Genomic DNA, 23,619 nt, shown 5'->3' with positions numbered 1-23,619 from the left:
ATGAAAGTCATATTTGGTACTGACCCGATTAAATATCCGTTAACTGGGATTGGTCGATATGCTTATGAGTTAGCCAACTGTTTAACTAAAAGCTCGGAGATCTCTGAGCTTTTATTTCTTCAGGGACGTAGGCTGAGTAAGCAAATACCGCAAGCCAGGGAAAGCAGTTCTTCAAGCCAGGGTTTGCGTCAAATGGTGCAGAAAAGCAAAGTTGCCTCTGAACTCTACCGTTTGACGGCACCTTGGTTAAAAACGTTGGCGTTAAAGAAACATCCTGATGCCATCTATCACGGCCCAAACTTCTATTTGCCTCCCAAAGTTGGCCCTAGTGTAGCCACCTTCCACGATCTCTCTGTCTTTACCTGGCCGCAATGTCATCCTCAAGAGCGCGTCCGTTTTATGCAGAAAGAACTACTGCTGACGATGAAGCGTGCCGATATTTTGATCACCGACTCGGACTTCACTCGGCAAGAGGTGATGGACTACTTTAGTTTGCCCGCGAGTAAAGTATATTCGGCAAAACTGGCTAGTAGTGGGGAGTTTTATCCACGCGATCCTGAGTCAATCACTGCTGTAGTATCCCAGTATGGCTTGCAAGCTGGTCAATATTGTCTATTTACCGGTTCGATAGAACCGCGCAAGAATATTGAAACCTTGCTGTCCGCCTATGAACGTTTGCCTCTGAGCTTGAGGAAGGCCTACCCACTAGCGATCAGTGGTTTTAAAGGTTGGCGCAGCGAGTCGCTGCACGTGCGTTTTGAACAGGCTGAGCGTGAAGGATGGTTATGTTATCTGGGCTACACCAAGTCTTCAGATTTGCCTTACCTGTTTGCTGGAGCGAGGAGTTTCCTCTTCCCGTCGTTATATGAAGGTTTTGGGCTACCGGTACTGGAAGCTATGGCATCAGGGGTGCCGGTGGTGTGTTCCAATAGTTCTTCGTTACCCGAAGTCGTTGGCGAATGCGCGCTCACCTGTGCCGCTTTGGATGTCGAAACTCTGACACTGTTAATTCATAAAAGTATTGAAGATGAGACTTGGCGTGGATCTGCCATCAGTGGTGGTTTAAGTCGGGCAAAAACCTTCTCTTGGCAGCGTTGTGCCGCAGAGACTATTCACGCATATCAGCAGGTTTAATAGCTTTCATGTTAAAAGTTCTGCATTTTTATAAAACATATTACCCTGACTCCTTTGGTGGCATTGAACAGGTTATTTATCAGCTAAGTGAAGCCGGTGCATGTCATGGTATTGAGTCAACCACGTTATCCTTAAGTACTCGTGGTGATATTGATAACCAATGTGTAGGCTCGCACTCGGCTTATTATTCAGCAACCAATTTTGAAGTAGCATCCACGCCGTTCTCTCTTAGTGCAATAAAAAAATTCAAACACTTGGCTGAACAGGCAGATATTATTCATTATCATTTCCCTTATCCATTCATGGATATGGTGCATTTTATTGCTGGTATTAAAAAGCCGACGATTGTGAGCTATCACTCGGACATTGTGAAACAAAAGTTGGCGTTAAAATTTTATACGCCGCTGATGAGCAAGTTTTTAGATTCGGTTGATTGCATCGTCGCGGCTTCGCCAAACTATGTGGAAACGAGCGTGACCTTGCAGAAATACCTCCCTAAAGTCAAAGTGATCCCTTATGGTCTGGATAAAAATTCGTACCCTATGGCGGATGAACAACATCTTGACCACTGGCGTCAAAAGGTGGGTGATCGCTTTTTCCTGTTTGTTGGCGCTTTCCGCTATTACAAGGGACTCCACATTCTGCTTGAAGCGGTAAAAGGCACCGACTTCCCGTTGGTGATCGTTGGAGCTGGCCCGATTGAACAAGAGTTGAAACAGCAGGCGGCCGATTTAGGATTGAAGAATATTCATTTCCTTGGTGCTTTACCTGATGAGGATAAGGCTGCCTTGTTGCAGTTGTGCTATAGCGTCGTTTTCCCTTCCCACTTGCGTTCAGAAGCGTTTGGCATAACTTTGCTGGAAGGTGCGATGTTTGGTAAACCACTGATTTCCAGTGAAATCGGGACGGGCACAACCTATATCAATCTGGATAAAGAGACTGGCATCGTGGTGCCACCTTCAGATTCTGACGCATTGCGTCAGGCAATGGTGCAGCTGTGGGACGATCCGCAACTGGCTGCATGTTACGGTGAAAATGCGGCAAGACGTTTCCAGGAACTGTTCACTTCTGCGCGTATGGCGGAAAGCTACATTGAGCTATACCAGCAGTTGATCGAGAAGCGCCTGTAAAAACCGCATTGTCTATCCGTGATATGCAATTATGTGACCTATCGCACCAATCACTACCCAGTGGACACAATCCTGAGTTAACATGTTGGCCACATCAAAAACCTGTTGGCCAAGAGCCGTGATACAGGTGTCATCCTCAGACAGGAGTTCCTAATGTCCAAACAGCAAATCGGCGTTGTCGGCATGGCGGTGATGGGCCGCAATCTGGCTTTAAACATCGAAAGCCGTGGCTATACCGTTTCTATCTTTAACCGTTCAGGCGACAAGACTGACGAAGTTATTGCAGAGAACCCGGGCAAAAACCTGGCACCGTTCTACACCGTCGAAGAGTTTGTCGCCTCGCTGGAAACCCCGCGTCGCATCTTGCTGATGGTTAAAGCGGGCGAAGCTACGGACAAAACCATTGCCTCTCTGACTCCGCACTTGGATAAAGGCGATATCCTGATTGACGGTGGCAACACCTACTATCAAGACACCATTCGTCGTAACCGCGAGCTGTCTGCTCAGGGCTTCAACTTCATTGGTACCGGCGTTTCCGGTGGCGAAGAAGGGGCACTGAAAGGGCCTTCAATCATGCCTGGTGGCCAGAAAGAAGCTTATGAGCTGGTAGCCCCAATTCTGAAGAAAATCGCTGCAGTAGCCGAGGGCGAGCCTTGCGTAGCTTATATCGGTGCCGATGGCGCTGGTCACTACGTGAAGATGGTGCATAACGGTATCGAGTATGGCGATATGCAGCTGATCGCAGAAGCTTACTCCTTGCTGAAGCAGGCGCTGAATCTGAGCAACGAACAGCTGGCTGTAACCTTTGCCGAATGGAACAAAGGCGAACTGAACAGCTATCTGATCGACATCACCAAAGACATCTTCACCAAGAAAGACGAAGAGGGTAAATACCTGGTTGATGTGATCCTCGACGAAGCGGCCAACAAAGGCACCGGCAAATGGACCAGCCAGAGCTCACTGGATCTGGGCGAACCACTGTCGCTGATCACCGAATCGGTGTTTGCACGCTACCTGTCTTCGCTGAAAGACCAGCGCGTAGCGGCTTCTAAAGTGCTGACCGGCCCGAAAGTGGCTGCCTTCAGCGGCGAGCAAGCCGAGTTCGTAGAGAAAGTTCGTCGCGCTCTGTATCTGGGCAAGATCGTTTCCTATGCGCAGGGCTTCTCACAGCTGAAAGCCGCTTCCAAGGAAAACAACTGGGATCTGAACTACGGTGAGATTGCCAAAATCTTCCGTGCCGGTTGCATCATCCGCGCCCAGTTCCTGCAGAAGATCACCGATGCCTACGCTGAAAATGCCGACATCGCCAACCTGCTGCTGGCACCTTACTTCAAGCAAATCGCCGATGAGTATCAGCAGGCTCTGCGTGACGTGGTTTCCTATGCGGTGCAGAACGGCATCCCAACGCCAACCTTCTCCGCTGCCGTTGCGTACTACGACAGCTACCGTTCTGCGGTACTGCCTGCCAACCTGATCCAGGCGCAGCGTGACTACTTCGGTGCTCACACCTATAAGCGTATCGACAAAGAAGGCGTGTTCCATACCGAATGGATGGAATAATCCCGCACGTTGAACGATAAAAAAAGCCGCCGAGGTTAATGCCCGGCGGCTTTTTTGTTTTTAGGATCAGTTAAATAGCCCCTCACCCTAACCCTCTCCCAAAGGGAGATGGGACTGACCGTGCTACAACTTGGCTACGACATTCGTCCTCAGCGTCACCCTCGTTACCAAGTGATTGCCGCACCTGAATACAACTCCAGACTAACTCCCTCTCCTTTTTGGGAAGAGGGGGCTGTGCTTTGGAGCCTATTTCTTCTCGTGCCGCTCGCGCAGGCGACCAATCACCGTGCTCAAATCCAGCTCCTGATCCTGCAACAGCACCAGCAGGTGGTAAATCAGGTCGGAAGCTTCGTTGGTCAGCTCTTCGCGATCGTTCACCGTGGCGGCCAGGGCGGTTTCTACACCTTCCTCGCCAACCTTTTGTGCGATGCGCTTGGTGCCACTGGCATACAGCTTGGCGGTGTAAGAGCTATCCGGGCTGGCGGTCTTGCGTGAGGCCAGCAACTGCTCTAGCTGATACAGGAAGCCCCAGTCGCTGCTTGCCGGATGGAAGCAACTGTCGTTGCCCAAATGGCAGGTTGGGCCGATCGGGTTGGCCAGGATCAGCAAGGTATCGTTATCGCAGTCTGGCGTAATGCTGACTACGTTAAGGAAGTTGCCCGAGCTTTCGCCTTTGGTCCACAGGCGTTGTTTGGTGCGCGAAAAGAACGTCACTTTGCCCGTTTGCTCGGTGACCTCCAGGGCTGCCTGATCCATATAGCCGAGCATCAATACTTCGCCGGAAACGGCATGTTGTACGATCGCTGGCATCAGGTTGTCGGTTTTTTCCCAGTCCAGTTTAGCTTTCTGTTGTTCTGTTAACACACGCGTATCTCCACGCCATTCTCTGCCAGGAACCGTTTCAGTTCGCCGATATTAATGATTTGCTTATGGAACACCGAAGCCGCCAGCGCGCCGTCAACGTCGGCATCGCGGAAGGCTTCCAGGAAGTGTTCCATGGTACCGGCCCCGCCGGAGGCGATCAGCGGCACCTTGCACACCTCACGTACCCGCTTCAGCTGTTCCAGGTCATAACCGTTGCGTACGCCGTCCTGGTTCATCATGTTGAGCACAATCTCCCCAGCACCGCGCTTTTGCACTTCCTGCACCCAATCGAGGGTTTGCCACTCGGTCACACGGGTACGGCTTTCATCCCCGGTATATTGGTTGACGTGGTATTTGCCGGTTGCGGCTTCATACCAGGTGTCGATCCCGACCACGATGCACTGCACGCCAAAGCGATCTGCCAGGCGGCTGATCAGCGTGGGATCGGCCAGAGCAGGGGAGTTGATGGAGATCTTGTCCGCCCCAAAGGAGAGGATCTGGCTGGCGTCTTCGGCACTTTTGATGCCACCCGCCACGCAGAACGGAATATCGATCACTTCCGCCACGCGCGATACCCAACTTTTATCCACCACGCGGCCATCGCTGGAGGCGGTGATATCGTAAAATACCAGTTCGTCGGCGCCTTCCTGCGCGTAGCGCTGGGCCAGCGGCACGATATCACCAATGATTTCGTGGTTACGGAACTGCACGCCCTTGACCACTTGCCCATCCTTGACGTCCAGACAAGGGATTATCCGTTTTGCCAGCATGCGATAGCCTCCTCAACGCTGAATTTACCATCCAACAGGGCACGCCCGACGATCACCCCTTCCACACCACTGCCGCGTAGCTGGGCGATATCGTCCAGGTTACCGATGCCGCCAGAAGCCTGGAAGGCAATCTGCGGATAGCGTTGGCAGACTTCCTGATACAACCCCACGTTGGAGCCTTTCAGCGTACCGTCGCGTGAGATGTCGGTGCACAGCACGTGTTTCAGGCCGAACGGCAGATACTGTTCAACTACCTGCTCCAGCGTAGCCTCCGAGTTTTCCTGCCAGCCGCTGATGGCCACGTTCTTGCGGCCGGTGGCATCGATGCGTACGTCCAGCGCCAGCACCATGGCATCGGCACCGTAGCGTTCGAACCAGCCTTGCACCATTTCTGGCTGCTTGACGGCGGTGGAGCCGATAACCACGCGCGTGGCGCCAGCCTCCAGCAGTGCCGCAACGTCTTGTTCGTTACGGATGCCGCCGCCAACCTGTACCGGCACGCTTACACCGGCCAGCAGTTTACGCAGCAGTGGGATCTGGCGGGCCGCCGGGTCTTTGGCCCCGGTCAGATCAACCAGGTGCAAAACTTGCGCCCCTTGTTGCTGATAGTCTTGCAGACGCAGCAGCGGATCGTTGCCGTAGTCGCGCTGCTGGCCGTAATCGCCCTGATGCAGGCGCACGACGTTACCGTCGATCAAATCCAAAGCGGGAATAATCATGCTGCCTACATCTCCAGAAAGTTCTTCAACAGTTGCGCCCCGGCGTTGCCAGATCGCTCTGGATGAAACTGCACGCCAAAGAAGTTGTCTTTTTGTACGGCGGCGGTGAAGGGCTCGCCGTAGTTCGCCTGAGCGATGGTGCTTGAGCATATCGGCATCGCATAACTGTGAACGAAGTAAAAGTAAGCACCATCCTCGATGCCGCGGAACAGATGATCGCCGGCCTGCGCCGTAACCTGGTTCCAGCCCATATGGGGCAGAGGCAGGCCAAAATCGGTCATCTGTTTGACCGGAGTATCGATAATCCCTAGCGTTTTGATACCCCCATTTTCTTCACTGCTGGCTGCCAGCAACTGCATACCCAGGCAGATGCCTAGCACCGGTTGGGTACAGGCTTTGATCAGCTCGATCAGGTCGCGCTGTTCCAACTGGTCCATCGCGGCCTGTGCAGTGCCCACGCCCGGTAGGAACAGTTTGTCGGCGCGCAGCACAATCTCCGGGTCGCGGCTGACCTGCGGCTGATAACCCAGCCGCTGAACCGCATAGTTGACCGAGGCGAGGTTGGCGCAGCCGGTGTCCAGGATCACCACGTTCATTACAGCACCCCTTTCGAGCTGGGCAGCGTATTGCCTTCAACGCGGATCGCCTGGCGCAGCGTGCGGCCAAACACCTTGAACAGGCTTTCGACGCGGTGATGGTCGTTTTTACCTTTGGTGCGCAGGTGCAGGGTGCAGCCCATGGTGTAAGACAGCGAGCGGAAGAAGTGCTCGATCATTTCGGTGCTGAGATCGCCAACGCGCTGGTAGTTGAACTCGGCTTTATATTCCAGATGCGGGCGGCCGGAGATATCCAACGCGCAGCGGGCCAGGCATTCATCCATCGGCAGCACGAAGCCAAAGCGTGCGATACCGCGTTTATCACCCAAGGCTTTACTCAATGCTTCACCCAGCGCCAAGCCGGTGTCCTCCACCGTGTGGTGATCGTCGATGTACAGATCGCCGTTCACCTGAATATCCATACGGAAGCCGCCGTGGGTGGCGATTTGGTCCAGCATGTGGTCGAAGAAGCCGACGCCGGTTTTGATCTTGCTGCCACCTTCACGATCCAGCCAGACCTTGACGTCAATCTGCGTCTCTTTGGTCACGCGGTTAACGTGCGCGTAGCGATCGCGTTTGGTCAACTGTTGGGTGATGGCCTGCCAGCCCAGCGTCTGGCGCTGATACAGCAATCCTTGGATCCCCATATTGGCTGCCAGTTGGATATCGGTTTGACGATCGCCAATCACATAGCTGTTGGCTGTGTCCATCACGCCCGGCTCCAGATACCCTTTCACCATGGCGACCTTCGGCTTGCGACATTCGCAGTGGTCTTCCGGCTTGTGCGGGCAGATCAGGATATCGTCGAATTTGACGCCCTGAGAGCTGAGGATCTGCATCATCAGGTTGTGCGGCGGATCGAAGGTTTCCTGCGGGAAACTGGCGGTGCCGAGGCCGTCCTGATTGGTGATCATCACCAGAGTGAAACCGGCTTGCTGTAAGGCCAGCAGGGAAGGGATCACATCTGGCTCCAACGCCAGCTTGTCCAGGCGATCGACCTGGAAGTCTTCCGGTGGTTCAGCAATCAGCGTGCCGTCACGGTCAATAAAGAGATATTTTTGGCTCACGTTGGCTCCTATGCGCCGGGCAGAGTATTGAGTGCGTCAACGACGCGCTGGCATTCGTTACGGGTGCCGATGGTGATCCGCAGGCAACCGGACAGGCCAGGCTGTTTATTTTGGTCTCGTAAGATAATGCCCTGATCCCATAAGGTTTTAAAGACATGACTTGAGGCGGTGAAGCGTACCAGCAGGTAATTGCTGTCGCTGGTAAAGACTTGTTCCACGCAGGCACAGTTCTGTAACGCCTGCTGTAGCCAGCTGCGGTTGGCGACAATCTCCGTAACGCGCTGGCGCATAACGCGGATCCCCTCGGTGCTCAGCGCCTGGGCGGCGATATCGGCTACCGGAGTGGAGAGCGGATAAGGGGCAATCACTTTCATCAGCAGGGCGATCACGTCCTCATTGGCCAGGGTAAAGCCGCACCGCAGGCCTGCCAGAGCAAAGGCTTTGGACAGCGTGCGCAGTATCACGAGGTGCGGGTAGTCGCTCAGCCAACCGGCCACCGATGCCTGCGGGCAGAATTCGATATAGGCTTCGTCAATCGCCACGATGGCTTTGCCTTTGGCCATATCCAGCAGTGCGCGCAAATCGTCGGGATCGAGCAGGTTGCCGGTCGGGTTATTGGGGCTACAGGCGTAAATCAGCTTAACGTTATCCAGGCTGGCGGCAATCGCAGGCAAATCGAGTTGCCAGTCTTCTTTAGCTTCGACCGTGCGGCGTTCTACGCCAAAGGTCTCGGCGCTGACGGCGTACATGCCGTAAGTCGGTGGGCAAAACAGGATGGCGTCTTGGCCCGGCTCGCAAAAAGCGCGGATCAGCAGCTCGATACCTTCATCTGCCCCACGGCTGACTAACACCTGCTCTTTATTCACTCCGGCGTAAGCGGCGTAGCGCTCAATCACCAGCGCGGGCTGGCATTCCGGGTAGCGATTGAAGGTCTGGGCGGTCAGCTGGAACTCTGGTGCCACTGGGTATTCGTTAGCATTCAGCCAGACGTCACCTTTGCCACCAAGACGGCGTGCCGACTGATATGGGGTCAGCTCGCGCACGTTTTTACGTGCCAATTCTTCGATGCTCATGCTTGCTCCTTCAGTGCGGCGACGCGTAGGGTCACGGCATTTTTGTGGGCGACCAACTGTTCGGCGGCAGCCAGGATCTCAATGGTCGGGGCCAGGGTCATAAAGCCTTGTGGCGTCAGTTCCTGTACCGTCATGCGCTTTTGGAAGTCCGCCAGCCCCAGGCTGGAGCAGGTGGCGGTATAACCGTAGGTTGGCAGCACGTGGTTGGTGCCGGAGGCATAATCGCCGGCAGATTCCGGTGACCAGTCACCGAGGAATACCGAACCGGCGCTGGTGATGCTGTCTACCAGATCGCGTGCGCTGCGGGTCTGAATAATCAGGTGCTCGGGGCCATACTGGTTGCTGATCGCGACACATTCGGCCAAATCCTGCGCCACAATCAGGCGGCTGCTGGCCAGCGCCTGGCGAGCGGTTTCTGCCCGTGGCAGCTGTGCCAACTGTTGCTCAACGGCTACGGCGACCGCTTCGGCCATCGCGGCGTCTGGAGTTAACAGAATGACCTGTGAGTCAGGACCATGCTCGGCTTGGGACAGCAGGTCCGAGGCGACAAACGCCGGGGTTGCGCCGCTGTCGGCAATCACCAGCACTTCGGAAGGGCCTGCAGGCATATCGATGGCCGCACCGTCCAACCGTTGGCTGATTTGACGTTTGGCCTCGGTAACGAAGGCGTTGCCTGGCCCGAAAATTTTAGCCACTCGCGGTACCGAGTCTGTGCCAAACGCCATGGCAGCAATCGCCTGTGCACCGCCGACCTGGAACACTTCCTGTACGCCACAGAGTTTGGCAGCATACAGGATCTCGTCGGCAATCGGCGGCGGTGAACACAGCACCACGCGGCGGCAACCGGCAATGCGTGCCGGGGTGGCCAACATCAATACCGTAGAAAACAGCGGCGCGGAGCCACCTGGGATATACAGACCCACCGAATCGATAGGGCGAGTTACCTGTTGGCAACGTACGCCGGGCAGGGTTTCTACATCTACCGCAGGTAAAATCTGTGCGTTGTGGAAGGTTTCCACATTGGCTACGGCCACGGCCATCGCCTGCTTGATCTCGTCACCCAGGCGGGCGCAGGCCTGGTCAATCTGCTCTGCCGTCACGCGCAGTGCCGTGACTTCGGTTTTATCAAACTTGGCGCTGTATTCGCGTAGCGCACTGTCACCGTTGGCTTTCACGTTGTCGAGGATCTCGCGCACCGTGCGGGTGATGCTGTCCGAAGCGGAAATGGCCGGGCGCATCAGTAACTCTGCACGTTGCTCCGCGCTGCAACTGGCCCAATTGACGACGGTATTGAAGTTAGGCATGGCGTTACTCCATCATCTTCTCAATTGGCAGCACCAGAATGGAGCTGGCACCCAGGGCCTTGAGCTTTTCCATGGTTTCCCAGAACAGGGTTTCGCTGCTGACCATGTGCATGGCTACGCGGTTCTGAGAGCCTGCCAGTGGCAGAATGGTAGGGCGTTCGGCACCCGGCAGCAGCGCGACGATTTCGTCCAGGCGCTCGCTTGGTGCGTGCAGCATGATGTATTTGGATTCACGCGCCTGGATCACGCCTTGGATACGGGTCATCAGGCGGTCGATCAGCTGTTGTTTGGCTTCTGGCATTTCGCCGGCACGCTGGATCAGGCAGGCTTTGGAGCGGTAAATTACTTCCACTTCACGCAGGCCGTTGGCTTCCAGCGTGGCACCGGTAGATACCAGGTCACAGATGGCGTCTGCCAGGCCAGCGCGTGGGGCCACTTCCACCGAGCCATTGAGCAGGCAGGATTTAAAACGAACGCCTTGTTTGTCGAGGTATTGCTTGAGCAGGTGCGGGTAAGAGGTGGCAATCCGGGAGTCTTGCAGGCTTTGCGGGCCGGAGTATTCGCTATCCAGCGCGGTGGCCAGCGACAGGCGGCAACCGCCAAAATCCAGGCGGCGCAGCGTGAAGTAACGCGGGTCTTCGCCTTGAGCACGGCGGTTGAGCAGTTCCTCTTCCAGCACGTTCTCGCCGATGATGCCGAGATCCACCACGCCATCCATCACCAGGCCAGGGATATCATCATCACGCACACGCAGGATATCGATCGGCATATTCTCAGCGAAGGCAATCAGGCGTTGCTGTTGCAGGTTGATCTTGATGCCGCAGCGGGCCAGCAGTTCCTGAGACTCATCGCTCAGGCGACCTGATTTCTGCATGGCGATACGTAAACGCGTTTTATCCAACATGGTAACCTCTGTTTAATCTGTAATTTTATGAATTTATTATAAAAATTATTTTTCTGTCTGTCCGGAGCCAAAAAAAAACCCTCGGAAGATATCTTCCGAGGGCTCTTTCTTGCGTTTAGTTCGTTCTACGCGCCACTGGAAGATTCGAGAATCGTCTTCCAGCACACATCGCCTGAAAGACTAGTCAGGATGATGGTGATGATGATGGTTGAACTGAACGCGTGTCATGTGCTTTCTCTTAAATTGGGTCAGCCAGTGCTGAGGTGCTAATTAAGCTAAACTATCCGCAGTATCACTTGCAACCCTTTTTTAGGGTTATCAATTTAATTAATTGAAACAGCCTGAATTATTAGCCACGCGCGCTTTACCTAACCTTAAGGTTAACCGATTGTAACCGTCAGCGCAGTGGCGTAGCCTTAAGGTTGTCGAATGCTGCAATCTTCTGAGAGGAAGCTGATGAAAAAAGTCGCCATTGTGGGTTTAGGTTGGTTAGGGATGCCGCTGGCTTTATCGTTGATGGGCCACGGGTATGAGGTCGTTGGCAGCAAAACCACGCCGGACGGGGTTGAAGCCGCGCGGATGAGCGGCATCGAATGTTATCGGCTGGAGCTGACTCCATCGTTGATTTGTGAAGCACACGATCTGGAACAACTGTTATATGCGGATGCGTTGGTGATCACTCTGCCAGCCAGCCGCACCGTCGAGGGGAGCGAAAGCTACTTTGATGCCGTGCGTATGTTGGTCGACAGTGCGATGGGGTTTGGTGTCCCGCATATCATCTTTACCAGCTCCACGTCGGTTTACGGTGAAACCACCGGCACGGTGCGGGAAGATTCGCCGCTGAAGCCGGTAACGTCGGCTGGCCGGGTGCTGCAGGAATTGGAGCTTTGGCTGCACCAATTGCCCAACACCTCGGTCGATATTTTACGCCTGGCAGGGCTGGTGGGGGGCGATCGTCATCCTGGTCGTTTCCTGGCAGGTAAGGTTGACGTCAAGGGCGGTTCGCAAGGAGTTAATCTGGTGCATCAGGATGATGTGATCGCAGCCATTCAACTGTTGCTGAAGCTGCCTAAAGGCGGGCACACCTATAATCTTTGTGCGCCGGGTCATCCGCTCAAACGTGATTTCTATCCGGCATTCGCCGAGCAGTTGCAGCTGCAACCCCCGCAGTTTGCACCAGAGGAAGAACAGGAAGGGCGATTGGTGGACGGCAGCCGTATCTGTAACGAACTAGGGTTTGAATATCAGTATCCAGACCCAATGCGGATGCCGATCAGCTGATAAAACAAGGGGCGAACATGTTCGCCCCATAAACTCAGACCTTGGAACCCCAGAGGTCGTATTCGTCGGCGTTCTCAATCTTCACTTTGACAATGTCGCCAACTTTCACATCCGCTTCACCGTTGAGGTAGACCGCGCCGTCGATTTCCGGTGCGTCCGCCATGCTGCGGCCAATCGCGCCTTCCTCATCCACTTCGTCGATCAACACCAGCACTTCGCGGCCAATCTTGTCCTGCAGGCGTTGGGCGGAGATTTTTTGCTGTAGCTGCATGAAGCGGTGGAAGCGTTCTTCCTTCACTTCTTCTGGCACTGGGTCGGCCAGTTCGTTGGCAGCGGCACCTTCTACCGGGCTGAACTTGAAGCAGCCAACGCGATCCAGCTTGGCTTCGGTGAGGAAGTCGAGCAGCATCTGGAAGTCTTCTTCGGTTTCCCCTGGGAAGCCTACGATAAAGGTTGAGCGCAACGTCAGTTCCGGGCAGATCTCGCGCCAGCGTTTGATGCGTTCCAGCGTGCGTTCTACCGCGCCAGGGCGTTTCATCAGCTTGAGGATTTTCGGGCTGGCGTGCTGCAGGGGAATATCCAGATAAGGCAGAATTTTGCCTGCTGCCATCAGCGGGATCACGTCATCCACATGCGGGTACGGATAAACGTAGTGCAGACGCACCCAGGCCCCCAGGCTGGAGAGCTGTTCACACAGGCTGACCATGCTGGTTTTTACCGGTTGCCCATTCCAGAAACCGGTGCGGTGTTTGACATCGACACCGTAGGCCGAGGTGTCTTGTGAAATCACCAACAGCTCTTTCACCCCAGATTCCACCAGGCGTTTGGCTTCATCCAATACGGAACCGATCGGGCGGCTATCCAGATCGCCACGCATCGAAGGGATGATGCAGAAGGTGCAGCGGTGGTTACAGCCTTCGGAAATCTTCAGATAGGCGTAGTGTTTTGGCGTCAGTTTCACGCCCTGCGCCGGGGTCAGGCTGGTAAACGGGTTATGTTCCGGTTTCGGTACATACTGGTGAACGTGGGACAAAACCTGCTCGTAGCTGTGCGGCCCGGTAATTTCCAGAACTTTCGGGTGCACCTCACGGATTTGGTTTTCTTTGGCGCCCAGGCAGCCGGTCACAATCACCTTGCCATTCTCGTTCAAGGCTTCACCGATCGCTTCCAGTGATTCTTGAACGGCGCTGTCGATAAAGCCGCAGGTGTTGACGATCACCAGTTCAGCATCATCATAGCGTGGTACGACCTGGTAACCTTCGTTACGCAGTTCAGTCAGGATCCGTTCAGAATCAACCAGGTTTTTCGGGCAACCTAGTGAGACAAAGCCGACACGGGGGGCTTTTGGGGTCATAGTTTGTGACATAGCTCAATCCAAAGAAGAAAACGGGCGGATTTTACACTCGGGCAACGGGAAATTACACCGTTATATGTCGACGGCGTAAACAAAACGGCCTAGAGAGTATAGGCCGTTTTGCTGGGGAGCTATAACCAACCGGAACGCTTGAGTTTTTGGTACAGGAAGAAGCAGCCGGCGACCGTGACGCCCAGCGTCGTGTGGTAAGCCCAGGGGAACTTCAATTCGGGCATATCGGTGAAGTTCATGCCGTACAGGCTGAAGATCACCGTTGGGATAGCCAGGATTGCCCCCCAGCCCGCCAGGCGTTTAACCACCTCGTTTTGCTTGACCGTGACCAACGCCAGATTGACGTGCATGGCGTTGGTGAGCATTTCGCGCATATCGTCCAGCGTGCTGGCGACCTGCCGGGTATGGTCTTGCACGTCGCGCACATAAGCGCGCAGCTCTTTGGGGATCACGTCCTCATGCAGATGGATCAACTGGTTACAGATCTCATCCATCGGCAGGGCAGCATTACGCAGGCCGAGCAGGTGGCGGCGCAGGCTGTAGACGTTTTCGATGGCGGTTTCGTCAAACTCCGAACGGAACATATTGGACTCGATGTCTTCGATCATCGTTTCGAACTTGCCGACGATATGGCGATAGTTGTCGACGATAAAATCCAATACGATATACAGCGCAAAGCCAGGCCCGTGGCACAGCTGCTTGGGGTTTTCCTCCGCTTTGGCACGGATCGGTGCATAGCTGGCAGAGGCCCCGTGGCGCACGCTGATCAGGAAGTTTTTGCCAACGAAAAAGTGGGTTTCACCGTATTCGACTTCTTCATTCTGCCAGCGTGCGGTTTTCACCACGATAAACAGCGAATCACCGTAGGTCTCGATTTTCGGCCGCTGGTGGGCGCAGAGGGCGTCTTCGATCGCCAGATCGTGCAGGCCGAACTCCTCCTGGATCTTGCGCATAAAGGCGTCTTCCGGTTGCCATAAGCCCAGCCAGATAAAGGTGTCCGGTTCTTTGACCACTTCACTGATATCGTCAATCGTCACGTCATTTAACCGTTTACCGGCCTGGTACGCCACGCAGTTGATCACCATCTCTTGGGTTTCCATCGCGTTACCTGTCAGTCAGTGAGGGTTTTGGTGAAGAAATAGCGCTCATGTTCTACCGGCGCATTGTGCAATGTCATTTGCAATTGGTAACCCTGTTTTTCATAGAAAGGGCGAGCTTGAAAGCTGAACGTATCTACGCGCGCAAATTTGCAGCCATCTGCCATTGCCTGCTGCTCTGCCGCTTTAATGAGCTTGCTGCCTACGCCTTCGCCACGTAATGCTTCAGAAACCCATAACAGATCGATGCTTAACCAACTGCCTACGGTACTACCGGTTAACCCGGCAAGTTTATTACCCTGCTCATCCAGGATAAAAACGCCGATGTTTTTGTTCAGGATATCGCCGACAAATTGGCGATTAAATGCTTTCAAATGATTGCGAATTTCTTCGGTATCTGCGGCCTGTAGAGCGTCTGTTACGGTGATGTTCATGATGCCTCCTGGATCAATCCACTAACTTAAGCACAGCAAATGGAAAATGCAACATGTTGAAATTTAAATTAAAGCGCTGATCCCGGAGTCTGGACTAAACTCATGGAGCCATATCAATTTAAGGAGAAGACATGTTGCGTCCTATTTTGATCGCGGGTTGGCTGCTGTTCGGCAATGGCCTGCTGCATGCGGCACCGGTAGTGACCCAATTGCAAGACCGGCTCGAACATCCTTGGTCACTGGCCTTCCTGCCAGATGATAACGGCCTATTGATCACGGAGCGCCCTGGTCGTTTGCGGTTATGGCAGCCATCAACCGGTCTTTCCGCACCGATTACCGGGGTGCCAGACGTTTATGCTCAGGGGCAAGGCGGATTACTGGACGTGGTGCTGGCTACGGATTTTGTCACCAGTCGCCGGGTTTATCTTAGCTATGCAGAGGCAGGGGATGCCGGCAAGGCCGGTACTGCTGTCGGTTATGGGCATCTGAGTGCAGACAATAAACGGCTGGAAGATTTCCGCGTGATTTTCCGCCAACATCCCAAGCTGTCCACTGGCAACCATTTTGGCTCTAAACTTGCCTTTGATCGCCAGGGTTATCTGTTTATTACGTTGGGTGAAAACAACCAGCGGGCTACGGCGCAGGAAACGGACAAACTGCAGGGCAAGATTGTGCGGCTAACGGCGGATGGCAAGATACCTGCCGATAATCCGTTTGTCGGCCAACAGGATAAGCGATCAGAGATTTGGTCTTATGGCCATCGTAACCCACAAGGATTGGCACTAAACCCCTGGAGTGGCATGATTTGGGAGCATGAGCATGGCCCACGCGGTGGTGATGAACTGAATATCCCTCAACCGGGGAAAAACTATGGCTGGCCGATAGCGACCTATGGGGTTAATTATTCAGGGCTCGCTATCCCGGAGGCTAAAGGCCAAATTGTGCCCGGGACCGAACAACCGTTGCATTATTGGAAAGTTTCGCCTGGGATCAGCGGGATGGCGTTCTATGACAGCCAGCGATTCCCGGAATGGCGGCATTCTCTGTTTATTGGTGCACTGGCCCAGCGGGATCTGATCCGTTTGACGCTGGACGGGGACAAGATAGCGGCAGAAGAACGGCTACTGGGCGATCGCCAAGAGCGTATTCGTGACGTGCGCGTGGGGCCGGATGGTTACCTTTATCTGTTGACCGATGACAGCGATGGAAAACTGCTGCGGGTAGGGCGCAATTAGCGCCCTGTCAGATTAGCTTGAGATCGGCGGCGGTGATGACCTCGCGGGAGTTCATCTGGATAATCCGCCGCACGGTCTCATCATCCAACGGCTGCGGATCTGCATAAACTGTGCTGTATCCTTTGCGAAAACTTGGCACGACAAATTCCTCTAGCACCCGTTGTTCTACCTGACTGACACCGCCCTCCAACTTATCCATAGCATGAACCAGAATATCAGTGCGTAAATGGCGGCGCTTTAGCAGATTGAGGTAACCCGGGAAAACCTCTGGAACCAGGTTGAGCAGGCAGTATTCAGCAATAAAAAACTGGCCGATCAGCAGCCGTTGAGTGCTGAAAGGGCCAATTCTAGAGGCGGTCTTCTGAGTTTCGAGGCTTTTCAGCGTCAGATGGTTACTGCGTACCTGCAAATAAAACAATGACATACTTCTTCGTACCTCCGTTGTACGAAGTGCCCCGGCAGGGGCACTGTGGCCATCAGGTGAGTGGTATCATTACCGCGTGTTGGTAAGCAGGGCGGGCGCACAGCCGTTGGTACCAGCGTTCCATGTGTGGGCTGGGCTGACGCTCGATCGGCATGGAGAACCAGGCGTAAACAAAACTGCCGAGCGGGATATCGCCGATGCCGAACTCTTGGCCAGAGAGATAAGGCTGCTCGGCCAATGTCCGTTCGATAATGGCAAAGTGTTGTTCCAATTCCGCGATGGCGGCCTCGATCTGGGCCATATCACGCTTTTCTGGTGGGGTGCGAACCATGCCCCAAAATACGGTGCGGAAGGGGGCGGTAATGGTTGAGGTATTCCAGTCCATCCACTTTTCTGCCGCGGCACGAGCTTGGAGGTCCTGTGGGTAAAATGGCGATTGGCCGAACTTGGCCGCCAGGTAGCGCACAATTGTATTGGATTCCCACAACACGAAATCCTCATCCTGCAACAATGGCACCAGGCCGTTGGGGTTGAGGGAACGGTAAGGCTCATCATTAACCTTACCGTAGGCACCACCGGCGTTGATATGGGTATAATTCAACCCCAGCTCGGCGGCACACCAACGCACTTTTTTGACGTTGTTGGAATTTTCACGGCCCCAAATGGTTAGCACAAAGCACCTCCTCATCGACTGGATAACAGTAACCGTAATACCTACGCTACAAACCCGCTTTTGTCACCATGAAATCAGCGTTCCCAGACGCAGACTTCCCAACCGCGCTGCTCTGCCAGCGTGCTCAGATCGCTGTTTGGGTTGATGACGCTGGCGCTGTCGACGTATTCCAGCATGGCTTTATCGTTAATGGAATCACTGTAGCCGTGGCTATGGGCAAATTGCAGTTCAGGATGTTGCTGTAACCATTGTTGCAGGCGGATGACCTTACCCTGCTGATAGGTCATGGTGCCGTAGGTATTACCGGTAAAACGGCCTTCTGCCACTTCAACGCCAATAGCCAGCGCTCCATCGGCTCCCAGTTGCTCGGCGATGGGGGCAACCAGATGTTCACCCGTTGCTGAAATAACCAGAATGCAGTCGCCGCGTTCGCGATGCCACTGCATGCGCTCGCGTGCCGCAGGGTAGACGCGGGGCAGGATATCCCGGCGAATATAGCGCTGCACCCAACCGGCGACGGTCTGGACGCTTAAGCCTGCCAGTGGAACCAGCGTCGCCTGCATATAATCCTCCATCGACAGTTTTCCCTGATAGTAGGATTGCATCAACAGTTGCTCTTGGCGTTCCAGTTCCGCTGGGGCGAACCCCTCGGCCACCAGCCAGCGAACCCACAGGCTGGCGCTGTCATCATCAATCAGGGTTTCGTCCAGGTCGAACAGGGCTAAGTCCATCAATATTTCTCCGGCAAGGAATACTCTCAGGCAACAGGATAACGGATAGGTGTGGCGGTCAGCCAGTTGCCGCAGTGAAGTGCGCAGAGCATAAGTCGCTTTGATGACAGGGCGGCGACGGTTTGTTGAAGGTTTGCATAACCTGCCGTATAGCCCGATCGCTGACCAATTGCTCAGCGGTTACGTACAGTTATGTAAAAATTCAGAAAAATCAGCCTTAACCCTGCAAAAATAGGAGCAATCTAATAAACTCACAGCAAGGGCACTTTCGGTGCCGCGTTGGCCCAAATGGGAGCCGTTGGCTATTGCGCGGTTGGCAGCGCGGCCTGGTGCCACTCTCGCTGGTTGGCTGAAAACGTGAACATGTTTGAAAGTTAACGCTATTTCAATGGTTTGAAAGGACACTCTGGCGACGTCATGATGAAAAATAACGGTTACACCCCTCTTGGCAAATTGGCCCTCAGCGTAGGCGTCATGTTATTGGTAATGCCTGCCGTGCAGGCAGCAGAGGCTCCGGCCGCACCGCAGGTCGATGCAAAAGCCTATGTATTGATGGATTACAACAGCGGCAAGATCCTGGCAGAAGGCAATGCGGATACCCGCCTGGATCCCGCGAGCCTGACTAAAATCATGTCCAGCTATGTGATTGGTCAGGCAATGAAAGCCGGTAAAATCAAACCGGACGATTTGGTCACCGTCGGCAAAGATGCCTGGGCCACCGGTAATCCGGTGCTGCGTGGTTCCTCACTGATGTTTATCAAACCCGGCGATCGGGTACCGGTATCGGAACTGAATAAGGGCATCGTCATTCAGTCAGGTAACGACGCCAGCATCGCCTTGGCGGATTTCGTGGCGGGTAGCCAGGATTCGTTCGTTGGCTTGATGAACAATTACGGTAAATCTCTGGGGCTGCAAAATACCCACTTCCTGACCGTGCATGGTCTGGATGCCGAAGGGCAATACAGCACCGCGCGCGATATGGCGTTGCTGAGCCAGGCGCTGATCCGCGACGTGCCGGAAGAGTATGCGCTGCATAAAGAAAAAGAGTTCACCTTCAACAAGATCCGCCAGATTAACCGTAACCGCCTGCTGTGGAGCACCAACCTGAACGTGGACGGTATCAAGACGGGTTACACCGGCGGAGCCGGGCATAACCTGGTTGCCTCGGCAACCGATGGCCCAATGCGCCTGATTTCGGTGGTGTTAGGGGCGCCCAGTGACCGCGTACGCTTTAGTGAAAGTGAGAAGCTGCTGACCTGGGGCTTCCGTTTCTATGAAACCGCGACGCCGATCAAGGCCGACAAAGCCTTTGTGACGCAGAAAGTGTGGTTTGGTGACGTGAGTGAGGTGCCGCTGGGCGTGGCGAAGGATGCCGCCGTCACCATCCCTAAAGGGCAGATGAAAAACCTGAAGGCCAGCTACAAGCTGAACCAACCGACGCTGGAAGCGCCGTTGGCAAAAAATCAGGTGGTGGGAACCATTGATTACCAGCTGGATGGTAAAACGATCGAACAGCATCCGCTGGTGGTGATGCAGGAAGTACAGGAAGGGAACTTCTTTAGCCGCATGTGGGATTTTGTGATGATGAAGCTGACCCAGTGGTTTGGCGGCATCTTCGGCTGACCGCGCCCATCAGCCTAACCCTCTCCCACAGGGAGAGGGGACCGTTCTGTGCTACCAATTTACTCTTGCATCAGCCTTCATTTCGTGGTCGTTATAGGTCATAAATTCACTCTTATACCTGAACCCAACTCCGTACCAGCTCCCTCTCCTTTTTGGGGAGAGGGGAGAAAACCGCGCGCTAACTAAGGCAATTATCAATTACACGCCACAACCTTGATCGCCAATCCGCCCTGAGATGTCTCACGATATTTGGAGTTCATGTCCTTGCCGGTTTCGTACATGGTTTCGATCACCTTATCCAGGCACACGCGCGGCTCGCTGGTGCGACGCAATGCCATACGTGCGGCATTGACTGCCTTTACGGCAGAAATCGCGTTACGTTCGATACAAGGCACCTGAACCTGTCCTGCCAGTGGATCACAGGTCAGCCCAAGATGGTGCTCCATGGCAATCTCTGCGGCGATACAAACCTGTGCCGGGCTACCGCCCATCAACTCTGCCAGACCTGCCGCGGCCATTGAGCAAGCCACGCCGACTTCCCCTTGGCAGCCCACTTCGGCACCGGAAATTGAAGCATTCATCTTGTACAACGTGCCGATCACCCCGGAAGCCAGGAAGTAACGGCTGTAGGAATTGGTGTTCACCGGGCGGATAAATTGGTCGTAATACGCCAGCACCGCTGGAATAATACCGCAGGCCCCGTTGGTTGGTGCCGTCACTACCCGGCCACCTGCCGCGTTCTCTTCGTTGACTGCAAACGCGAACATGTTGATCCAATCCACCACGTTCATCGGATCGGTATTGTTCTTGTCACCGGTGACCAGGATGCGACGCAGGGCAGCGGCACGGCGTTGTACCTTCATTGGGCCAGGCAGCAACCCCTCGGTATTCATACCGCGCTCGATACCGGCACGCATCACCTGCCAGACGTCGGCAAAATGCGCCTCGATCTCTGCTTTGTTGCGCAGTGCCAGTTCGTTCTGCATCACCAACCCGGAAAGCGAAAGCCCGGTATCTTTACAGTGCTGCTGCAAATCCAGCGCAGAGCGATAAGGGTAAGGAACCGCGACGCTATTGCTGGCCGATAGGCCAAAGCTTTCTTCATCAACGATAAACCCACCGCCGATGGAGTAATAGGTTTTGCTGTGCAGTAACCGATCGCCAGCATAGGCGCTGATCGACATGCCGTTTTCGTGCAGCGGCAGGTTGGTGCTGTGGAAGTTCATACCGCCAAGCTGGGGAAAATCGACCTCGTGCTCACCTTTTGCCAGCAACAGGCGGCCACGCTGTTCTACATCGCGAATAAAACCGGGGATGCTGTCGATGTCTACGTCATGAGGCAGATTACCTGCCAGGCCCATAATAATCGCGATATCGGTATGGTGCCCTTTACCCGTCAGTGACAGTGAGCCGTAGACGTCAACCGCTACTCGCGTTGTGTCGCGCAGCTGCCCGGCTGCCAGCAAATCATCGATAAACTGTTTACCGGCTTTCATCGGGCCGACGGTGTGGGAACTGGAAGGGCCGATGCCAATTTTGAAAATATCGAAAACGCTGACCATAGTCTCGCTTCCTTCTTGAGGTTAATTCCCCTCTGCCTGCCGTTGTTATGGGGCTGTTGGGTAATGCTTGAGTTCGCGGCGGGGTAGGAGGGAGAGATTCGAGATAGCCGGTGCCATCAGGCACCGGCTGAGCGTGATTAGCCGAACAGGGTGTACAGGATGGCTGAGATGGCAATCAGCCCCATCACGACCACAAATACGTTGCTGATGTGGCCGCTGTACTTGCGCATGGCAGGCACTTTACGGATGGCATACATCGGCATCAGGAACAGCAGCATCGCGATGATTGGGCCACCCAGGTTCTCGATCATGCCCAGAATGCTTGGGTTCAGCGTGGCGACGATCCAGGTGGTCACCAGCATGAAGATGGCGGTGATGCGGTTCAGTTTGTTGGTGGTGATGGTCTTGCCACGGCTTCTCATCGATTTGGCAATCATGCCGTTAAAGCCTTCACGAGCACCGAGGTAGTGGCCCAGGAAGGATTTGGTGATGGCGATAAAGGCAATCACTGGCGCGATGTACTCGATAACCGGGTTGTTAAAGTGGTTAGCCAGGTAAGACAGGATGGAGATGTTTTGTGCTTTGGCTTCAGCCAGATCCGCTGGGGACAGGCTCAACACGCAGCTGAAAACAAAGAACATCACGGTCAGCACCATCATGATGTGTGCATAACCCAGGATGCGGGAACATTTCTTCTCGGCGTCAACGCCGTACTCTTCGCGTTTGGCTACTGCAAAGGCAGAGATGATCGGTGAGTGGTTGAAGGAGAACACCATGACCGGGATAGCCAGCCACAGGGTGATCACCAGGCCGTGGCCCATGCTGCTGCCAGAACCGGCCAGCGAAACGTTTTCGAAGATGGCGCTGGTCCAGTTAGGGATCAGATATAACGCCAGCAGCATCAGCACTGCGACAAACGGGAATACCAGGATACTCATGGTCTTCACGATCGCCTGCTCACCGAAACGCACGATACCCATCAGGCCAACGATCAGGATCAGTGACAGGATGGCGCGTGGTGGCGAGGTCATACCCAGCTGGTGGGTGATGAAGCTGTCGACGGTGTTGGTGATTGCGACGCTATAAACCAGCAGGATTGGGTAAATGGCGAAGAAGTAAAGCAGGGTGATCAGCTTACCTGCGCTGATGCCAAAGTGTTCTTCTACCACTTCGGTGATGTCTTCACCTGGGTTTTTGCCGGACAAAACGAAGCGGCACAGGCCGCGGTGAGCAAAGAAGGTCATCGGGAAGGCGATGATCGCCATGATGACCAGCGGGATTAAACCACCGATACCGGCGTTGATTGGCAAGAACAAGACGCCAGCGCCGATGGCGGTGCCGTAGAGGCCCAACATCCACATGGTGTCTGATTTACGCCAGGCCGTGCTGGAACCTGAGGCTGCAGAGGCGATAGTGCCGGTCTGTGTAGTGTCCATAAATATCTCCGAGGTGAACACGATAATTTAAAATCAAAAGAAAAACTTAAGGTTAAAATCCGCTGGTGAAATAAGTCGCCATGCCGCCAGCGGTAAAATCAGTTGTTACAACCAGAGGTTGAATTGCGCCGCTGAATTGTTTATCAGGCTAATTAACGGGCTAACCTGTCGAAATGGTTTCTGCTGTTAAAGAGGCCAACACCGATGCTTCTGTCGGTGGGGAAACTGCCCACCGATTTTGTTGGCGGCAAGATAACGATTTGCAGCAGAAACAACCGTGATCTTGCTCTCAAATGCGTGATGTGTGTGGTTGAAGGCTTTTATTGTAAATTTTCATGCAAATGTTACGCATTTGTGCGAAACATCATGCTGTGAGCGCTCTCACTAAAACCACAGTCTTTATCCGGTTTGTATGATGTTTAGCCAGATAAAACCCTGCATTACGTAGCAGGGCGAGCAATATATTTTATGTGCTGATTTGGATCCAGCTAAAATGCCGGATTAAGACGTTTTAGTGATGTAGATCACATTTGGCTATTGGAAGGGGAAAGGATATCTCATTGTTTTTCAATGGATTGAGGTTTTATTATCGCCAGATAGCGGTATGACGATATCGATAAACCAAACCTTCGCATT

Annotated in this window: 23 protein-coding genes and 1 other annotated feature; of the genes, 6 read left to right on the top strand and 17 right to left on the bottom strand. The window is 54.2% G+C overall.

Features of this window, described 5'->3' with window-relative positions:
• The 3 genes from ACRDCA_RS14230 (at position 1) to gndA (ending at position 3,824) form a co-directional block, all read left to right on the top strand.
• A complete protein-coding gene (locus ACRDCA_RS14230) occupies positions 1 to 1,134 on the top strand; it encodes a glycosyltransferase family 4 protein (protein ID WP_438690088.1) in 1,134 nt (377 codons plus the stop codon).
• Between the two features lie 8 nt (positions 1,135 to 1,142).
• Positions 1,143 to 2,264 (top strand): glycosyltransferase family 4 protein, encoded by a 1,122-nt coding sequence (locus ACRDCA_RS14225; protein ID WP_438690087.1) that lies wholly within the window; start codon positions 1,143 to 1,145, stop codon positions 2,262 to 2,264.
• Positions 2,265 to 2,417: 153 nt separating this feature from the next.
• Positions 2,418 to 3,824 (top strand): NADP-dependent phosphogluconate dehydrogenase, encoded by a 1,407-nt coding sequence (gene gndA, locus ACRDCA_RS14220; RefSeq protein WP_438690086.1) that lies wholly within the window; start codon positions 2,418 to 2,420, stop codon positions 3,822 to 3,824.
• Between the two features lie 246 nt (positions 3,825 to 4,070).
• Here gndA and hisIE read toward each other — a convergent pair whose 3' ends face one another.
• The 9 genes from hisIE to hisL form a co-directional block, all read right to left on the bottom strand.
• Complete coding sequence (gene hisIE, locus ACRDCA_RS14215; protein WP_025122748.1) at positions 4,071 to 4,688, bottom strand: bifunctional phosphoribosyl-AMP cyclohydrolase/phosphoribosyl-ATP diphosphatase HisIE; 618 nt, start codon at positions 4,686 to 4,688, stop codon at positions 4,071 to 4,073.
• Complete coding sequence (gene hisF / locus ACRDCA_RS14210) at positions 4,682 to 5,458, bottom strand: imidazole glycerol phosphate synthase subunit HisF (RefSeq protein WP_025122747.1); 777 nt, start codon at positions 5,456 to 5,458, stop codon at positions 4,682 to 4,684. The genes hisIE and hisF overlap by 7 nt, the downstream gene beginning before the upstream one ends.
• Positions 5,440 to 6,177, bottom strand: coding sequence for a 1-(5-phosphoribosyl)-5-[(5-phosphoribosylamino)methylideneamino]imidazole-4-carboxamide isomerase (gene hisA / locus ACRDCA_RS14205; RefSeq protein ID WP_438690085.1), 738 nt, complete (start codon positions 6,175 to 6,177; stop codon positions 5,440 to 5,442). Before hisA ends, hisF begins: the two co-directional genes overlap by 19 nt.
• 5 nt (positions 6,178 to 6,182) lie before the next feature.
• Complete coding sequence (gene hisH, locus ACRDCA_RS14200) at positions 6,183 to 6,773, bottom strand: imidazole glycerol phosphate synthase subunit HisH (protein WP_438690084.1); 591 nt, start codon at positions 6,771 to 6,773, stop codon at positions 6,183 to 6,185.
• Positions 6,773 to 7,840: a bifunctional histidinol-phosphatase/imidazoleglycerol-phosphate dehydratase HisB gene (gene hisB / locus ACRDCA_RS14195; RefSeq protein ID WP_438690083.1), complete on the bottom strand. Its 1,068-nt coding sequence runs from the start codon at positions 7,838 to 7,840 to the stop codon at positions 6,773 to 6,775. Before hisB ends, hisH begins: the two co-directional genes overlap by 1 nt.
• Before the next feature lie 8 nt (positions 7,841 to 7,848).
• Positions 7,849 to 8,913, bottom strand: a complete 1,065-nt coding sequence (gene hisC / locus ACRDCA_RS14190) for a histidinol-phosphate transaminase (RefSeq protein ID WP_438690082.1) — start codon at positions 8,911 to 8,913, stop codon at positions 7,849 to 7,851.
• Entirely contained in the window at positions 8,910 to 10,217 is a 1,308-nt protein-coding gene (hisD, locus tag ACRDCA_RS14185; protein WP_438690081.1) for a histidinol dehydrogenase, read from the bottom strand. Before hisD ends, hisC begins: the two co-directional genes overlap by 4 nt.
• A gap of 4 nt (positions 10,218 to 10,221) precedes the next feature.
• Positions 10,222 to 11,121, bottom strand: coding sequence for an ATP phosphoribosyltransferase (gene hisG / locus ACRDCA_RS14180; RefSeq protein ID WP_438690080.1), 900 nt, complete (start codon positions 11,119 to 11,121; stop codon positions 10,222 to 10,224).
• Positions 11,122 to 11,190: 69 nt separating this feature from the next.
• Positions 11,191 to 11,326, bottom strand: a sequence feature (His leader region).
• On the bottom strand, positions 11,302 to 11,349 hold the full coding sequence (gene hisL, locus ACRDCA_RS14175) for a his operon leader peptide (RefSeq protein ID WP_100396937.1): 48 nt from the start codon (positions 11,347 to 11,349) through the stop codon (positions 11,302 to 11,304). It overlaps the preceding feature by 25 nt.
• A 228-nt stretch (positions 11,350 to 11,577) precedes the next feature.
• Here hisL and ACRDCA_RS14170 point away from each other — a divergent pair, with 228 nt between their 5' ends.
• Positions 11,578 to 12,402: an SDR family oxidoreductase gene (locus tag ACRDCA_RS14170; RefSeq protein WP_438690079.1), complete on the top strand. Its 825-nt coding sequence runs from the start codon at positions 11,578 to 11,580 to the stop codon at positions 12,400 to 12,402.
• Between the two features lie 34 nt (positions 12,403 to 12,436).
• Here ACRDCA_RS14170 and rimO read toward each other — a convergent pair whose 3' ends face one another.
• From rimO to ACRDCA_RS14155, 3 genes are all read right to left on the bottom strand, one after another.
• On the bottom strand, positions 12,437 to 13,768 hold the full coding sequence (rimO, locus tag ACRDCA_RS14165) for a 30S ribosomal protein S12 methylthiotransferase RimO (RefSeq protein ID WP_025122738.1): 1,332 nt from the start codon (positions 13,766 to 13,768) through the stop codon (positions 12,437 to 12,439).
• Between the two features lie 119 nt (positions 13,769 to 13,887).
• Positions 13,888 to 14,868 (bottom strand): magnesium and cobalt transport protein CorA, encoded by a 981-nt coding sequence (locus tag ACRDCA_RS14160; protein ID WP_438690078.1) that lies wholly within the window; start codon positions 14,866 to 14,868, stop codon positions 13,888 to 13,890.
• A gap of 11 nt (positions 14,869 to 14,879) precedes the next feature.
• The gene (locus ACRDCA_RS14155) at positions 14,880 to 15,299 is read right to left on the bottom strand and encodes a GNAT family N-acetyltransferase (protein ID WP_438690077.1); all 420 of its coding nucleotides are present in this window, start codon (positions 15,297 to 15,299) and stop codon (positions 14,880 to 14,882) included.
• 131 nt (positions 15,300 to 15,430) lie between these two features.
• Between ACRDCA_RS14155 and ACRDCA_RS14150 the strand changes: the two genes are divergently transcribed.
• Positions 15,431 to 16,534 (top strand): PQQ-dependent sugar dehydrogenase, encoded by a 1,104-nt coding sequence (locus ACRDCA_RS14150; RefSeq protein WP_438690076.1) that lies wholly within the window; start codon positions 15,431 to 15,433, stop codon positions 16,532 to 16,534.
• Between the two features lie 7 nt (positions 16,535 to 16,541).
• On the opposite strand, the gene ACRDCA_RS14145 is transcribed toward ACRDCA_RS14150, so the two are convergent.
• From ACRDCA_RS14145 to ACRDCA_RS14135, 3 genes are all read right to left on the bottom strand, one after another.
• Positions 16,542 to 16,958 (bottom strand): YjaA family stress response protein, encoded by a 417-nt coding sequence (locus tag ACRDCA_RS14145; RefSeq protein ID WP_438690075.1) that lies wholly within the window; start codon positions 16,956 to 16,958, stop codon positions 16,542 to 16,544.
• Positions 16,959 to 17,010: 52 nt separating this feature from the next.
• Positions 17,011 to 17,631 carry a glutathione S-transferase family protein gene (locus tag ACRDCA_RS14140; RefSeq protein WP_438690074.1) on the bottom strand — a complete coding sequence of 207 codons (621 nt, stop codon included), beginning with the start codon at positions 17,629 to 17,631 and terminating at the stop codon, positions 17,011 to 17,013.
• Positions 17,632 to 17,705: 74 nt separating this feature from the next.
• Complete coding sequence (locus ACRDCA_RS14135; RefSeq protein WP_438690160.1) at positions 17,706 to 18,362, bottom strand: HAD family hydrolase; 657 nt, start codon at positions 18,360 to 18,362, stop codon at positions 17,706 to 17,708.
• 417 nt (positions 18,363 to 18,779) lie between these two features.
• On the opposite strand from ACRDCA_RS14135, the gene ACRDCA_RS14130 reads away from it, so the two are divergent.
• Complete coding sequence (locus ACRDCA_RS14130) at positions 18,780 to 19,985, top strand: serine hydrolase (protein WP_438690073.1); 1,206 nt, start codon at positions 18,780 to 18,782, stop codon at positions 19,983 to 19,985.
• Between the two features lie 194 nt (positions 19,986 to 20,179).
• Here the strand turns inward: ACRDCA_RS14130 and ACRDCA_RS14125 are convergent, their stop codons facing one another.
• Entirely contained in the window at positions 20,180 to 21,547 is a 1,368-nt protein-coding gene (locus ACRDCA_RS14125; RefSeq protein WP_438690072.1) for an L-serine ammonia-lyase, read from the bottom strand.
• 137 nt (positions 21,548 to 21,684) lie between these two features.
• Entirely contained in the window at positions 21,685 to 22,983 is a 1,299-nt protein-coding gene (locus ACRDCA_RS14120) for an HAAAP family serine/threonine permease (RefSeq protein WP_438690071.1), read from the bottom strand.
• Between the last annotated feature and the right edge of the window lie 636 nt (positions 22,984 to 23,619).

The organism is Serratia sp. (in: enterobacteria), from assembly GCF_051654945.1.
Lineage (GTDB): Bacteria > Pseudomonadota > Gammaproteobacteria > Enterobacterales > Enterobacteriaceae > Chania.
The sequence above is the reverse complement of the archived record's forward strand: the minus strand, read 5'-3'. Positions and strand labels throughout refer to the sequence as shown.